The sequence below is a fragment of the Sulfuricurvum sp. genome, assembly GCF_028713855.1.
Taxonomy (GTDB): Bacteria; Campylobacterota; Campylobacteria; order Campylobacterales; family Sulfurimonadaceae; genus Sulfuricurvum.
This window is the reverse complement of the sequence record NZ_JAQTNN010000010.1, coordinates 103,138-117,489: the sequence shown is the minus strand read 5'-3', so window position 1 is coordinate 117,489 and position 14,352 is coordinate 103,138. Positions and strand designations below refer to the sequence as shown.

General features: G+C 43.1%; 15 protein-coding genes and 1 rRNA gene. 13 read left to right on the top strand and 3 right to left on the bottom strand.

Annotated elements, in window-relative coordinates; genetic code table 11:
* Position 1: 1 nt before the first annotated feature.
* Together rrf and PHI47_RS10380 are read left to right on the top strand one after the other, a co-directional pair.
* Positions 2-117 (top strand): 5S ribosomal RNA (gene rrf, locus PHI47_RS10385).
* Positions 118-277: 160 nt separating this feature from the next.
* A complete protein-coding gene (locus tag PHI47_RS10380; RefSeq protein WP_299936833.1) occupies positions 278-520 on the top strand; it encodes a helix-hairpin-helix domain-containing protein in 243 nt (80 codons plus the stop codon).
* Here the strand turns inward: PHI47_RS10380 and PHI47_RS10375 are convergent.
* Genes PHI47_RS10375 through bioD form a run of 3 tightly spaced genes read right to left on the bottom strand, consistent with a single transcriptional unit; the run spans position 517 to position 2,991 of the window.
* Positions 517-1,452, bottom strand: a complete 936-nt coding sequence (locus PHI47_RS10375; protein ID WP_299936831.1) for an aminodeoxychorismate synthase component I — start codon at positions 1,450-1,452, stop codon at positions 517-519. The genes PHI47_RS10380 and PHI47_RS10375 overlap by 4 nt on opposite strands.
* Positions 1,452-2,321, bottom strand: a complete 870-nt coding sequence (locus tag PHI47_RS10370; RefSeq protein WP_299936828.1) for an aspartate carbamoyltransferase catalytic subunit — start codon at positions 2,319-2,321, stop codon at positions 1,452-1,454. The genes PHI47_RS10375 and PHI47_RS10370 overlap by 1 nt, the downstream gene beginning before the upstream one ends.
* Positions 2,322-2,337: 16 nt before the next feature.
* Complete coding sequence (bioD, locus tag PHI47_RS10365) at positions 2,338-2,991, bottom strand: dethiobiotin synthase (protein ID WP_299936825.1); 654 nt, start codon at positions 2,989-2,991, stop codon at positions 2,338-2,340.
* A 23-nt stretch (positions 2,992-3,014) separates the two neighbouring features.
* Between bioD and PHI47_RS10360 the strand changes: the two genes are divergently transcribed.
* The 11 genes from PHI47_RS10360 to PHI47_RS10310 all read left to right on the top strand — a co-directional run bounded on the left by PHI47_RS10360 (position 3,015) and on the right by PHI47_RS10310 (position 14,341).
* A complete protein-coding gene (locus tag PHI47_RS10360) occupies positions 3,015-4,280 on the top strand; it encodes an aminotransferase class I/II-fold pyridoxal phosphate-dependent enzyme (RefSeq protein ID WP_299936821.1) in 1,266 nt (421 codons plus the stop codon).
* Between the two features lie 22 nt (positions 4,281-4,302).
* A complete protein-coding gene (locus PHI47_RS10355) occupies positions 4,303-4,602 on the top strand; it encodes an ATP-dependent Clp protease adaptor ClpS (RefSeq protein ID WP_299936819.1) in 300 nt (99 codons plus the stop codon).
* Positions 4,603-4,604: 2 nt separating this feature from the next.
* Positions 4,605-6,785, top strand: a complete 2,181-nt coding sequence (clpA, locus tag PHI47_RS10350; protein WP_299936817.1) for an ATP-dependent Clp protease ATP-binding subunit ClpA — start codon at positions 4,605-4,607, stop codon at positions 6,783-6,785.
* Positions 6,782-7,462 (top strand): leucyl/phenylalanyl-tRNA--protein transferase, encoded by a 681-nt coding sequence (gene aat, locus PHI47_RS10345; protein WP_299936814.1) that lies wholly within the window; start codon positions 6,782-6,784, stop codon positions 7,460-7,462. Before clpA ends, aat begins: the two co-directional genes overlap by 4 nt.
* A 50-nt stretch (positions 7,463-7,512) precedes the next feature.
* Positions 7,513-7,959 carry a DUF3015 family protein gene (locus PHI47_RS10340; protein ID WP_299936811.1) on the top strand — a complete coding sequence of 149 codons (447 nt, stop codon included), beginning with the start codon at positions 7,513-7,515 and terminating at the stop codon, positions 7,957-7,959.
* 135 nt (positions 7,960-8,094) lie between these two features.
* On the top strand, positions 8,095-9,864 hold the full coding sequence (locus tag PHI47_RS10335) for a DUF4105 domain-containing protein (RefSeq protein WP_299936808.1): 1,770 nt from the start codon (positions 8,095-8,097) through the stop codon (positions 9,862-9,864).
* 44 nt (positions 9,865-9,908) lie between these two features.
* A complete protein-coding gene (locus PHI47_RS10330; RefSeq protein ID WP_299936805.1) occupies positions 9,909-10,886 on the top strand; it encodes a transaldolase in 978 nt (325 codons plus the stop codon).
* Between the two features lie 2 nt (positions 10,887-10,888).
* Positions 10,889-12,094, top strand: coding sequence for a PilT/PilU family type 4a pilus ATPase (locus PHI47_RS10325; protein WP_299936800.1), 1,206 nt, complete (start codon positions 10,889-10,891; stop codon positions 12,092-12,094).
* A 69-nt stretch (positions 12,095-12,163) separates the two neighbouring features.
* Positions 12,164-12,700: a 50S ribosomal protein L25/general stress protein Ctc gene (locus tag PHI47_RS10320; RefSeq protein WP_299936797.1), complete on the top strand. Its 537-nt coding sequence runs from the start codon at positions 12,164-12,166 to the stop codon at positions 12,698-12,700.
* A gap of 2 nt (positions 12,701-12,702) precedes the next feature.
* Positions 12,703-13,251, top strand: coding sequence for an aminoacyl-tRNA hydrolase (gene pth, locus PHI47_RS10315; RefSeq protein ID WP_299936840.1), 549 nt, complete (start codon positions 12,703-12,705; stop codon positions 13,249-13,251).
* Between the two features lies 1 nt (position 13,252).
* Positions 13,253-14,341 (top strand): LptF/LptG family permease, encoded by a 1,089-nt coding sequence (locus PHI47_RS10310; RefSeq protein WP_299936795.1) that lies wholly within the window; start codon positions 13,253-13,255, stop codon positions 14,339-14,341.
* The last annotated feature ends 11 nt before the right edge of the window (positions 14,342-14,352 follow it).

The following is a 14,352-nucleotide window of genomic DNA, read 5'->3' as shown; positions in this document are numbered from 1 at the left end:
TTCAGGTGGCTATAGAGAGGGGGAAACGCCCGGTCCCATTCCGAACCCGGAAGCTAAGACCCTCATCGCTCATAATACTGCATCTTTCAGGTGTGGAAACGTAGGTCGCCGCCTGGCCTCAGATTTAATTCCTCAAATACTACTTTTTAAAATCCCTCACTTTTTATTAATCAAAAACCAATCGCAATCTTAACTGTTAGAAATCAATCTATATACTTTATTTGACAATTCCCTCTATTCTAGGTACAATAGTATAATTTATTTTTAGAGGTTAAATATGGTTAGAATACTTTCCCTTCTCTTTCTTCTCTTTACATTTGCATTTGCTACGATTAATATTAATACTGCTAACTCGGCACAGTTACAAACACTTAATGGTGTCGGTCCTGCCAAAGCGCAAGAGATCATGAAATATCGTAAATCTCACGGTGGCTTTAAAAGTGTGGATGAATTGGTCAATGTTAAAGGCATTGGATCAAAAACTCTAGCACAAATTAAATCGCAATTGAGTGTTCGTTAAGGTATATATACTTTATCGATCATTTCTTTATATTCACTCTCTTCTGTACTATCTGCCGTAATTCCACCACCACTTTTATATATTAGTTTTCCATTGATTTTTTCTATAAAGCGGATACTTACGGCACTGTAAAGGTTTTTGCCGTCGAAATGGCCAAAGATACCTGTAAAATAGCCTCGATCATATTCTTCGATCTCTTTTATAAGAGCAACTGTTTTTCGCTTTGGCGTACCGCTGATGCTTCCCGCAGGTAACAGTGCAGAAATGAGTATTCCAGCATTATCTTTCCAGTGGCTATCTAACAAACCCGATATATGAGAACTAACTTGATGAAGTTTTTTGTCTCCTGTATCTATTGTTGTGATATAGCGGAATTTTTCTACAGTTATCTTTTTTGCGATGATTCCTAAATCATTACGAAGAAGATCAACGATCATTGTATGCTCGGCAATCTCTTTTGGATCATTTAATATTGCATCAATTGCATTAGGTAATGAGGCATCAATTGTCCCTTTCATGGGATAAGTATGGATAGTGTTTTCTTCGATTGTAATAAATGGTTCGGGAGAGAAACAGACAAACTGATCTCTCACCCTAAGTTTATACGATGCATGTGCCATCGTATAAATTTCTTTTAGTGTGAAATCAGATTCAATAGGAGTTGGTTGTGTTAAATTGAGCAGGTAAGTATTTCCACATTTGATATGTTCTTGAATGACTTTAAATTTTTGGCGGTAGTTCTCTATTGAAATAGGTGAGAAAGAGGGTTTGTGAGGAGTATTTGTCTCATTCGAATCGCTGTTAAATGCAAACTCAACATCTTCTTTATCAAGTTCATCTAATGTGAAACAATGGAAAGTTTCTCCCGTAAAATCGGTATAAAAAAAACAAGGCACTCCCGATGATACGAGAGAACTGAAATGTTGAATCATTAGGCGATAAGTGCTTTTAGGACAGCCATCCGGATTGCCACCCCATTTCTGACCTGTTCCAAGACTTTGCAGCGAGGATCTTTTAGCATCATATCATCGATATCGATATTGCGGTGAACCGGTCCCGGATGAAGGAGTATCAGATCTCTATTGCCGACGAGTTCTTGGGTGATACAAAAATCGCTGGCGTAATCTTTGAGTGATCCATACGTTTGATGTGAGTGGCGCTCGGTTTGGGTGCGTAGAGACATGATTGCATCAACATTATCGATAACATCATGGAGGTTATGGGTCATTTTAAGGTTGCTGTCGGGGAGAAAGTGGGGTGGGGCAACGAGGGTAATCTCCATACCGAAACGGGTCAATAATTCGATATTACTGTTGGCGACACGAGAATTTTTGATATCACCGACGATAGCAATTTTTTTGCCCTTAACATCTCCGAAGTGACGGCGAAGGGTAAAGAGATCGAGAAGTGCCTGCGTCGGATGGGCGTGGGCACCGTCCCCGGCATTGATGATCGAAGCGTGGGTATGTTCGGCAAGGATATTCGGGACGCCGGCGTGGGCGTGACGGACTATCATAGCGTGTGGTCCCATAGCATCGAGGTTGGCTGCGGTATCGACGAGACTTTCCCCTTTTTGGGTTGAGCTTTTTTGGACATCGAGATGAACAACTTCGGCCCCGAGACGTTTGGCGGCGATTTCAAAAGAGCTTTTGGTTCGGGTGGAGTTTTCGAAAAAGAGGGTAATAATGATTTTTTCTTTGAGGATTGGATCGAATTGCCCCGCTAAATAGTGTTCCGCATCCTGTAGTACCTGAAGAATTTGTTCGGTTGTAAAGTCGTCTGTACGGATAAGATGTTTCATGTATTTTCCCTCATATTTATGATGTAATTGTATCTAAAAGTACTTTGGCTATGGTATCAATATCTCTGTTTATCTGATAGATAGTTTTATATCGATGAGTGAAATAAGGGAGTGATGTCATTTCAAAATCAGTATCGTCAGTACGGCAGTTTAGGCCCCATACAAAAGATAAATCGGCATCTTCAAGCGCTTTAATGCTCAGTAGCGTATCGTTAATGCATCCGAGATGACAATGGGAGACCAAAAGGGTTACTGCATTGAAATATCGAGGTAAATCAATCATCATGGTTTTTTCATCGATCGGAACCATTAGCCCGCCTGCCCCTTCGATGATGACAATATCGCAAAGGGCTTCGATTTTGGTTAACGCTTTGTCAAAGATACTCAAATCGACTACTTTCCCGTTATTGGCAACAAAGGGGGCGGCAGGAAGGGATAATTGGAGCGTTACAATATCCTCTAACGTTAACGATTCAAGTGCAGGATTGTAGAGTAAAGCCGTTTGAAAAAGGGCATTCCCATCGGGTGCAATAGTGGTAACGCCGGTTTCGATCGGTTTGTAAACACCGACACGTAATCCCATACGACTGAGTGCAGCTATCAGTAACTGCGAAGTATAAGTCTTACCGATATTGGTGTTGGTCGCGGTTACGAAAATTCGTTTAGACAATGAGAGAGCCTTTTAGGTTATAATTGTCCAATTTTAATACAGGTTTGATGATGAATCGCTTTGAAGAGTTTACAACCCGCATTGTTCAGCAAGTGGGAAAAAAAGAGGGGGCTATCAGCCCGGTAATGGTTAACTCGGCGTCATTTGGATATGGCAACAGTGAGACGGGTGAAGGAATATTTGAGGGTTCGGTGAAAAAACCGCTGTATGCCCGTGTCGGGAATCCGACATCGGCACAGTTGGAGCAAATTTTAGCCTCAATGGACGGTGGTGTCGGTGCGGTTGCAGCCTCTAGCGGCATGGGGGCTATCGCTATGGCAACTTTGAGCCTTTTGCGCTCAGGTGATGAAATAATCAGTATCGGCGGATTGTTCGGAGGAACCTATTCCTATTTTTCAGAGACGTTGACCCGATTTGGGATTACTACCCATTTTTTCGATGTCGATGAGCTTGATGCTATCGAAGAATCGATCAATACCGCAACGAAGATACTCTTTTTAGAGAGTGTCGGAAATCCCAATATGCGCCTTCCCGATATCGCAAAAATAGCGGATATTGCAAATCGCAACGGTGTTGTATTGATGGTAGATAATACCATTACCCCTCTCAGCGTCGTACCGATAGCGTTGGGAGCCGATATCGTCGTTTATTCGACCACCAAAATTATTACAGGTAATGCATCTTCACTCGGTGGTGCAGTTATCTTCCGTGCAATTGCTGAAGGTGAGGACAAATTAAAAGGGGACCGTTACCGTGATATCCACCCATTTATTAAGAAGATGGGAGTAATGGCACTGGTAGCGAATGCCAAAAAGCGGGCATTGCGTGATTTCGGGATGTCGGCAAACGGATTTGGAAGTTACCTAACCCTGTTGGGATTGGAAACATTGCCGTTACGCATGGATCGAATCGTTACTACGGTTGAGACAGTGGCCTGTGGCTTGCAGGAGAGAGGGTTTAATGTGAATCACCCTTGCTTAACAACACACCCTCATCATGAACGATATATGAGCCAATTTGCAAATGGCTGTGGAACCATCCTTACGATTGATATGGGGTCTAAAGAGAGAGCTTTTGAATTTCTAAATCACTCAAAACTCATCACTATTACCGCCAATATTGGGGATAGCCGCACGTTGGGATTGCATATGGCTTCAACCATTTATCGTGATTTTGATGATGCTACGCGGGAATTTTTAGGGATTACGGCAGGACTTATCCGTATTTCGATTGGCTTGGAAAGCGCTGAAGCAATTATAGACGATTTTGTAAACGCGGCAAAAATTTAAAAAGATTCGGTATAGTTCAATCATGGCGACAAAACACGAGCACTCAACAAGTTTAGATTTGATCTTAGAACATCCGAAGCAGTATAATGTTTTTTTACTCAACGACGATTATACATCAATGGATTTTGTCGTTGATATTTTGATGAAGATATTTCGTCGTAACTTTCAGGATGCCCACCGTATTATGATTGAAGTACATCAAAAAGGGCGCGGTTTATGCGGAGCCTATCCGTATGAAGTTGCTGAAACAAAAGTACATCAAGTGGGGACCCTGGCACGTGAAAACGGGTTTCCTCTTAAAGCGATAATGGAGGAAGCATAACCATGGTGAGTACAGAACTGAATGCGATTTTTCAAAAAGCGGTTGCGTTTGCGAGACATCAGCGTCATGAGTATCTCACAATTGAGCACGTTATGTTGGCATTGCTCAATTCACCTGACGGTGAAGCCATCATCAAATCATGCGGTGCAGATGTAGAGCTTATTCGGGAGGCATTGGGTGCATACTTGATGCAAACGATGGAGCCGTTACCGGATGATGCAGAGCAAGAACCGTTTGAGACGGTAGCGTTAGCACGAATGATCGATGGGATGATGCATCATGTTCGAAGTGCCCAAAAAGAGGTTGCCGATGTAGGTGATCTGATCGCTGCGGTGTATGAAGAACATCATACCTATGCGTGTATGCTGCTCGAAGAATACGGAATCAGCCGTGTCGATGTCCTTGAAGCGATTTCACATCGTGATGTAGAGAGTGCACAGGAAGACTCACGCAGTGAGGGGGCACTCCAAAAATATGCAATTAATCTCATCGATCAAGCCAGAAAAGGGAAAATAGATCCTGTTGTAGGACGAGTCAATGAGATTGAGCGTGCAATTCAAACTCTTTGTCGTCGGAAGAAAAACAATCCACTGCTTATCGGCGAGCCGGGTGTTGGAAAAACGGCGATTGCGGAGGGGTTAGCATTGCGGATTCTCTCCGGAGATGTCCCCACGTTGCTCGAAAATGCCGAGATATTTGCCCTTGATTTGGGCGCGATGCTGGCCGGAACCAAATATCGTGGGGATTTTGAGAAGCGCCTCAAAGCGGTAATGGATGAAGCCTCGGAACACCCCAACGCGATTTTGTTTATCGATGAGATTCATACCATTGTAGGTGCGGGTGCAGTGGGTGGCGGGAGCATGGATGCGTCTAACCAGCTCAAACCGGCACTCGCATCTGGTGTCCTGAAATGTATGGGGGCAACAACTCATGCGGAATACCGCAGTGTATTCGAAAAAGACCGAGCACTCAGCCGACGTTTTGCCCGTATAGAGGTGGGAGAACCAAGCGAAGAAGAGAGCTTTTTGATTCTTAAAGGACTTCGTGAACGTTATGAAAAACATCATAAAGTTAAATACACCGATAAAGCCTTGCGTTCAGCCGTGGAACTCTCTAAAAAATACATAACCGACCGTTTTTTACCCGATGTGGCGATTGATCTGATCGATGAAGCGGGAGCGGCCTTCCATCTTAAAACGCACAAACGTACTACTGTTACGCCGAACGATATCGAAGCGATTATTTCAAAAATGACGGGAGTACCAACGTCAAAAATGGGAGCGGATGACCGCGAAAAACTTGCTTCCCTCGAAGCTGATCTTAAAGCCTTCGTGATTGGGCAGGATAATGCGGTCGCTCAGGTGGTGAAATCTATCAAACGCTCGTATGCGGGGCTGAGTGCTCCTCAAAAACCGATTGCCTCCTTTTTATTCTCTGGTCCGACAGGGGTTGGTAAAACCGAGTTGGCTAAATCATTGGCTGAAACGATGGGAATTTATTTTGAGCGTTTTGATATGTCTGAATACATGGAAAAACATGCTCTGAGCCGCCTTATAGGTGCCCCTCCGGGATATGTGGGCTTTGAGCAGGGAGGATTGTTGGTCGAGACGGTACGTAAGCATCCGTACATGGTGTTGCTCCTCGATGAGATCGAAAAAGCACATCCTGATTTGATCAATGTTCTTCTGCAGGTTATGGACAGTGCAACACTGACGGATAATACGGGATTCAAAGCAAATTTCTCTAATGTTATACTTGTTATGACTTCCAATATTGGAGCGAGTGAACGCACGGTAATGGGATTCAATGCAGACAGTTCAATTTCTAGGCATGAAGCGATGAAATCGTTTTTTACCCCTGAATTCCGAAACCGTCTTGATGGGATTGTCGAGTTTGGGGCATTGCCGATGAAGGTAGTGGAAGGGATCGTCGATAAATTTATCCGTGAACTTAACACGCAGTTGAAATCGAAAAAAGTGATGGTAACCCTGACGGATAAGGCGAAAGGGTATATCGCACAAATCGGATACGATAAAGCGATGGGAGCACGACCTCTGGGGCGTGTTATTTCGGATAAAATCAAAGATCCGCTGGTGGATGAAATGTTGTTTGGACGTTTGGTCAGCGGGGGAAAAGTTTTGGTAGATTACACAGATCAACTACACTTTGAATATGCGGTATGATCCCGAAACTTACTCATCATCTTGCATTTCCTAATCCCGAATCGGCAGCTGAGGAGGGGATTCTTGCTTATGGAGGTGATCTTTCTCCATCACGGCTTATGATGGCGTACCGTTCAGGAATCTTTCCCTGGTACAGTGTAAATGACCCCATTCTTTGGTGGTCACCCGATCCGAGGCTTATATTGGAGTTAGACGATTTTAAGCTTAGCCGCTCTTTACGTAAAAAAATCCCTCAATTTGAAATCTGTTTTGACACCGCATTTTCACAGGTTATACGTGAATGTTCATCTGCCCCTCGCCGTGGACAGAGAGGGAGCTGGATCGTCCCCGAAATGATCGAAGCGTATGAAACGCTGCATGCGCTTGGATATGCTCACAGTATTGAAGCCTATCAAAATGATATTTTAGTCGGTGGGTTGTACGGCGTATCGGTTGGAGGAGTGTTTTGCGGTGAATCGATGTTTGCTAAAGTTTCTGATGCTTCCAAGGTTGCCTTTGCCGTTTTGGTGGAGCATCTGAGAGCATGGGGATATGATTTTATTGATTGTCAGGTTCCGACGGAACATCTCAAAAGTTTGGGAGCCAAGGAAATTTCGAGAAAGAGTTTTTTAGAGAGACTGCAATTAGCTTCTTCAGATAATTTTGGAGAAAATCCGTGGAGAATAGGGAACATTTAAGCTTTATTCTTCTATACTCTCTGTTAATTCTTATTAAAAAAGGGGTATATATGAAAAAAGTTTTGATCAGTATCGCAGCAATTGCTGCACTTAGCACAGCAGGTTTTGCAACTGTTAACAGCCAAACAGGATGCGGACTTGGGTCACAAATTATTAAAGATGACAGTTCTGCAGTAATGTTGGCACTTCAAGCAACAACCAATGGAACATTGGGGAACCAAACATTTGGTGTTACTTCAGGAACTTCTGGATGTAAAAAAGCAAACTTGGTGTTGAATGAGCGTGCGGCAGAGTTTGTAGCATCAAATATGGATCAGCTTTCACGTGAGATTGCTATCGGTCACGGTGAAAGTGTTTCGACTCTTGCGGAGCTTTTGAACGTTCAAGATAAAGCGGCATTTGCATCAGCGCTTCAAGCAAACTACAATGCAATCTATACGAGTGAAAAAGCCGATATGGCAACCGTATTGGATAACGTTTCTACAATCGCAGGGTAATTATAAATTTATTCCCGTTCGCCCTGAGCTTGTCGAAGGGTGATTTATGGTTCGACAAGCTCACCATGAACGGGAATGAGCTTTCAATTTACAAAATCAAGGTTTTATTTGCCCTTTCTTTTATTATTATGTGTATTGAGCTTATCGATCTTCGCTACTACGACCGATGAACTGATTGCACAAGCTCACACGAAACATCTTTCCGATACACGGTATTGGCATCTTCTGATGCATTCTCCTCACCGAGAAAGTGAGATTGATGATCCTGCTTTTTTTGTAGCTACGAACGGAAAGAATGACCTCTCATCTGAATTGGATGCGACGATTCAACATTTTTCACAGGATTTGAATCAAAGTGACGGAAGTGTATTTTGCCGTTTTCCTGCCCGTCGGGTGTGGTTGGAGAAAGAACTCAATACCTCATTCGGTGAGGGTGAATGTACGGAGTACAAAGCTCTTTTAACCAAACTCGATCCTCAAAAGGTAACTTTGGTTTTTCCAAGTGCCCATATCAACTCCCCCGCATCGATGTTCGGACATACGTTTTTGCGGATTGACTCTTCGATGGAGTCGAAACTGATGTCGTATGCGATCAATTATGCGGCGTATACGGAAGATACAAATGGGTTGTTATTCGCCTATAAAGGGCTGTTCGGAGGGTACTACGGATTTTATTCCATGCTTCCCTATTATGAAAAACTCAAAGAATACCGTGATTCGGAATCCCGAGATGTATGGGAATACGATCTGAATCTCACCCATGATGAGGTGATGGCGATGGTACGTCATATTTGGGAACTGCAGCATATCAACTCGTGGTACTATTTTTTTGATGAAAACTGTTCGTATCATATGCTTTGGCTTACTGAAATCGCTCGTCCCAGTGTCCGTTTACGAGATCATTTTTTGTATTACGTTATCCCGCCTGAAACTGTTCGAGCTTTCGAGGAAGAGGGCTTGGTGGCAGATAAACATTTTCGTCCCTCTAAACGGACAAAATTATTAGCATATGAGCGGCAATTGAGCCCTCGGGGGATTGATGCGGTTCGATCTCTTACGAATGGTAAAACAGCAACAAATGATTTCAATAGAAGTACACTGAGTAATCAAGAACATCGTTTTGCACTTGAAGCTTCTGCTGAACTCGTCGAATATAATTACATCGAAGGTAAAATGTCCAAAGAGGTGTATGCAGAACGCTATCATGGCCTTTTAATGCAGCGTGCCGCGTTAGGTGCGGGACAAGAACTTCCTCTTCCTAACAAATCTAATCCCGATACGGCGCATCATGCAGCGCGTGTCGAGATTGCTCAGGGGTGGTTTGAAAATCGTTCTCCTGTGCTCATTGGATGGCGACCAGCCTTTCATGATTTAGGCGAAGATGATACGGGTCATCTTTCCGGAGCGCAGATCGAATTCCTCGATACCCTCATTGGGATGGATCGGGATAAGGTGAGCTTGGAAAAATTGACAGTGCTCTCTTTGGCTTCCGTCTCTCCGGTCAGTCATTTTTTTAAACCGTTTTCATGGCGGATGAAAAGCGGATGGGATCGGGATTATGGGGATGATCAACTCAGTTTTGTAACCCGTGTGGGTGCCGGAGCGGCGATCGGAGATGATCGAGTGTTTGGGTATCTTTTGAGCGAGCCGGAGGTGAGACTCGGCTTTAATGCCGATATCGGAATAGGGTTCAGTGCCGGTGCAGGATTGAATTGGGGAAATCGGATGAAAAGCTGTATCGAAGCGGGGCATATTGTCTATCTCGACGGAGCCGATCGAAGCAAAATCATGATTTCTCATCTGTGGGAATACAACGCATGGGGAGCATTATCCCTCAACTATGAAGCAACGAATCAATACCGCCATGAAGATCGATATAAAGTCGGTGTTAACCTCTATTTTTAATTATTTTTCGGCATAATAGGTTCACTTTTTGTCACGGAGATAGTATGTACTTAGCGGAAGCGCGTTTTGCCCTTTGGGCTGATTTTATTGAACGAACATTTTTAGATGAGGAGTTTAAAGAGTTAATTTCCAAAGGGATTATTAACGGGGCTACCTCAAATCCAGCTATATTTAAAAATGCTATATTAACGTCGAGCGCATACAAAGAACAACTTTCTACACTGCAGGCACTCTCTCCAAAAGAAAAATATGAAGCCTTGGCTGTTTACGATATACAAAAAGCAGCCGATATTTTACGGCCGTTATATGATTCTGGAGATGATGGGTATGTAAGCATCGAAGTCGATCCATTTTTGTGTGATGATGCGGATGGTACGATTGCAGAAGGGTTACGCCTTCATGCAACGATTAATCGTCCTAACGTCATGATCAAAGTCCCGGCTACGGATGCGGGTTACAGTGCTATGGAAGCCCTCGCCTCTGCTGGGATTGCGGTGAATGCAACCTTGATTTTTTCCGTTGAGCAAGCGGTGAAATGTGCTAGCGCATTTGAACGTGCATCTCATAAAGCAAGTGTGGATACGGTGATCAGTGTATTTGTAAGCCGGATCGACCGTGCAATCGATGAAGTCCTTCGTACCAAGGGTGTTGAAACGGGTAAAATGGGAATCCTTAATGCAGCTGATATTTACAATCGGGTTGAAGCGCTTAACGTTCCGAAATGCCGTGTATTGTTTGCCAGTACAGGGGTGAAAGGCGACGAGTTTAGAGCGTCGTATTATATTGATGAACTGTTAGCTCCCAACAGTGTCAACACCGCTCCGATTGCTACGATTGATGCTTTTGTAAAAGGTGGAGATACGGTATTGAAACTACCGGTAGGGAGTGCCATCATCGAAGATCATCAAACTAATGTTGCAAATGCCGGGATTGATATGGGTATGATTATTGATCAACAGATCCGAGAAGGGTTAGAAGCGTTTAAAGTCGCTTTTAGCGAAATTTTGAGTGAATTGGAGTAAAGATGAATCCAGATATTCAGCATAGTGTCCACCAACCCGATTTAGGTGAATTGAATTTTGAAGTATTGAAAAAAATCCGAGGCTATTTGCGTCGTATGGTTGATGCGGGAGGAAGTGATCTTCATATTAAAGCCAATGCCGTTGTTCGTGCCCGTATAAACGGTGAGATTATTCCCCTATCGGGAGAGATTTTTTCCAAAGATGATGCATTGATATTTGCCAAAGAACTTCTTCGTACCCGTTTTCCTGAACTGGTTGAGAAAAAAGAGTTGGACTTGGTTTATCCGTTTGATGAGAATACTCGTTTCCGTATCAATATCTTTTTTCAAATGGAGGGAATATCAGCCGTTTTCCGACTAATTCCGATCAAAATTTTGACGGTAGATGAGTTGGAGTTACCTGAAATTATCCACAGTTTTGCTGAGATGGAGCGGGGCCTTGTTCTGGTTACGGGAGTTACCGGAAGTGGAAAATCGACCACATTGGCGGCATTGATTAATGAAATCAACTGGAAACGTCGTAAACATATTATCACGATTGAAGATCCGATCGAATTTGTTCATAAAGATCGTAAATGCATCGTCAATCAGCGCAGTATCGGTCAGGATACCCACAGTTTCGGATCAGCGCTTCGTGCTGCGCTGCGGGAAGATCCTGATATCATTCTTGTCGGAGAGATGCGGGATATGGAGACGATTGAGATCGCTTTGCATGCGGCAGATACGGGACATTTGGTTTTTTCAACGCTCCATACTCTCGATGCCAAAGAGACGGTTAACCGTATTATTTCTGTTTTCCCGACGGGTGAACAAAATCGTGTCCGTATGACCCTTGCTTCAGTCCTCAAAGGGGTTATCTCTCAGCGTTTGATTCCAACTGTAACCGGAAAGCGAACGGCGGCATTGGAAATTTTGATTCGAACACCGCGTATTGAGCAGTTGATTGCTGAAAATCGCGATATAGAAATTCCCGATACGATTGCGGAGGGGAAAGAGCTGTATAAATCACAAACTTTTGATCAGGGGATTTTGGATTTATATCTTGCAGGACGGATCACTCGCGATGATGCTCTAGCATATGCTACGTCCGCATCCGATTTAAGACTCCGTATGGAAGGGCTTAGTACAACGGTTGATAAAGCTAAATTAGGGGTTGAAGACGCTCTAAAAGAGTTTAAAACAGAAGATTACATTGCGTTAAAAGAGTAAAAAGATTTAGGATAGTTTAAACTATTTTTAAGTATAATCCGTCCCATTTTATTTCAGAAGGACATGATTATGTTAGAAGGCATTGTAAGAGAGAGTATTGGCAAAGTTGCTACTAAAGCATACCGCCGTGATGGTTATCTTATTGCTAACATCTACGGAAAAGGGCTTGAAAATATTCACGCCGCGTTCAAAATGAACGACTTTATCCGTACGGTGCGCAACAAAGAGACCGTAGCATTTGCTGTAAACGTTGGCGGAGCTGAGATGAACCTTGTAGTTCAAGCGTATGAGTCTCATCCGGTTTCAGGCAACTTGTTGCACGTTGATTTGATGGTTGCACAACCGAATGTTGTTACTCACTACCATGTTCCAGTTAAAACTGTAGGTACTCCTATCGGTTTGAAAAACAAAGGGATGTTGTTTATTGCAAAAAAACGTCTTCGCGTTAAATCAACAATCGAAAACTTGCCGGCAAACATTACTGTTGATGTCGCTCCACTCGATTTGGGCGATTCAGTATTGGTTCGTGATCTTCCACGTGTTGAAAACGTTACATTTACTGATTCAGACCGTGTATCGGTTCTTAGTATCATCAAAGCGAAATAATGATGCTTATCGTCGGACTGGGCAATCCCGGCTCGGCGTATGCTTCGACCCGACACAATATCGGGTTTATGGTGATTGATGAGTTAACTCGTCGTCACAGTGTTCAAAATATTTCAAAGAGCTCCTTCGAAGGGGAGTTGTTTAAAATGGGTCAACACTTTCTTCTCAAACCTACTACCTTTATGAATCTTTCCGGTCGTTCCATCCTTGCTGTTAAAAATTTTTATAAAATCGATGATGTCATTGTGATCCACGATGATTTGGACTTGCCGTTCGGAGCATTGCGTTTTAAAAGCGGGGGAGGTCATGGCGGACATAACGGGCTAAAATCAACCGATGCCGCTATCTCTTCTGAATATGTACGGGTCCGAATGGGTATTGGCAAACCGGAGCATAAATCACAAGTAGCCGACTATGTACTGCATCCCTTTACTTCCGATGAACAAACCAAACTTTCTGTATGGATTGCGAATGCGGCTGATGCGGTCGAGATGCTGCTTAACAATAGTTGCAGTGATGTAGCGGCAAAATGCTCAAGTAAAGGTTTTTAGCATGCTTGCTTTCACGACGTTATCTTTTCTCTACCTACGCTATTTTCTGATCGTTTTGATAGCACTGAGTAGTTTTATGGTCGGCTTTGATTTGATGGATAATGCTTCGGGGCTTCCGGCATCAGCAAATCTTGTTTTGATTTATATTATGTATAAATATTTTTATGCGATTGATATGATGCTGCCGATTTCATTAGTGTTTGCGATGATAGCTTCATTGGTTGAATTAGTTCGTTCCAATGCATTAGCCGCATATTATGCAATCGGATATTCAAAAGCCCGAATCTTAGCCCCTTTTTTAACGGTAGCCGGTGGTTTGATAGGGATTTATATTGCACTGCACACGACCAATTTTGCACGGGCTAATGAATTTTCTGACAATCTTCGCGAAACATCCGAATTTATCCGTCCTACAAGTAACCTTTTTTTCACCCATGAGGGAAATTATATCTATTTCGGAAATCTCTACCCTCTCAGCAAACGGGCAGAAGACATCCGTATTTTTACGTTCGAGCAGGGGCACTTAAAAGAGGCATTGAGTGCAACGGAAGCAGTATATGATAATGGATATTGGAATATTCAAAAAGCCCATTTGATTCATCCTCCGCAGACACTTGATCTTAAAGCGTTGGGAATTGTAAGTGAAGATCGTGAAAATTTAAAAGTACTTCGTGATTTTAAACCAAAGATATTGGATCAGGTTTATGAGGGGAAAGTGAATTTTACGATTGGTGACGGATTGGATGCTCTGAGTCTTTTAAAAAATCAGAATGTCGACGTGGCGAAGATTACAAGCGGAATGTATCGGATGTTTATCACTCCGTGGTTTGCCCTGATTTTGATCGTTATTTGTTTTTCGTATGCACCGGTAAGTGCTCGATTTTTGAATCTCTCCTTTTTTAGTTTTGGAGCTATTTTAGTTACCTTGATGGTTTGGGGATTGCTCTTTATGATGGGAGAGCTTGCAAACAATAAAACTCTCACTCCTGAAATAGGGATTATTACCCCGATAATTGCGCTAAGCGGGGTGATGTTGTGGCGGCTTGGAAATCCCCTAAGGAGAGTTAGGGTAAAATCGCGACAAAACTAATCAATGAGGAT

Coding starts and splice junctions, on each gene's coding strand:
- clpA (WP_299936817.1), top strand. CDS start 4,605: ATGGTGAGTACAGAACTGAATGCGATTTTTCAAAAAGCGGTTGCGTTT.
- PHI47_RS10370 (WP_299936828.1), bottom strand. CDS start 2,321: ATGAAACATCTTATCCGTACAGACGACTTTACAACCGAACAAATTCTT.
- PHI47_RS10320 (WP_299936797.1), top strand. CDS start 12,164: ATGTTAGAAGGCATTGTAAGAGAGAGTATTGGCAAAGTTGCTACTAAA.
- PHI47_RS10340 (WP_299936811.1), top strand. CDS start 7,513: ATGAAAAAAGTTTTGATCAGTATCGCAGCAATTGCTGCACTTAGCACA.
- PHI47_RS10310 (WP_299936795.1), top strand. CDS start 13,253: ATGCTTGCTTTCACGACGTTATCTTTTCTCTACCTACGCTATTTTCTG.
- PHI47_RS10380 (WP_299936833.1), top strand. CDS start 278: ATGGTTAGAATACTTTCCCTTCTCTTTCTTCTCTTTACATTTGCATTT.
- pth (WP_299936840.1), top strand. CDS start 12,703: ATGCTTATCGTCGGACTGGGCAATCCCGGCTCGGCGTATGCTTCGACC.
- PHI47_RS10375 (WP_299936831.1), bottom strand. CDS start 1,452: ATGATTCAACATTTCAGTTCTCTCGTATCATCGGGAGTGCCTTGTTTT.
- PHI47_RS10355 (WP_299936819.1), top strand. CDS start 4,303: ATGGCGACAAAACACGAGCACTCAACAAGTTTAGATTTGATCTTAGAA.
- PHI47_RS10325 (WP_299936800.1), top strand. CDS start 10,889: ATGAATCCAGATATTCAGCATAGTGTCCACCAACCCGATTTAGGTGAA.
- PHI47_RS10330 (WP_299936805.1), top strand. CDS start 9,909: ATGTACTTAGCGGAAGCGCGTTTTGCCCTTTGGGCTGATTTTATTGAA.
- aat (WP_299936814.1), top strand. CDS start 6,782: ATGATCCCGAAACTTACTCATCATCTTGCATTTCCTAATCCCGAATCG.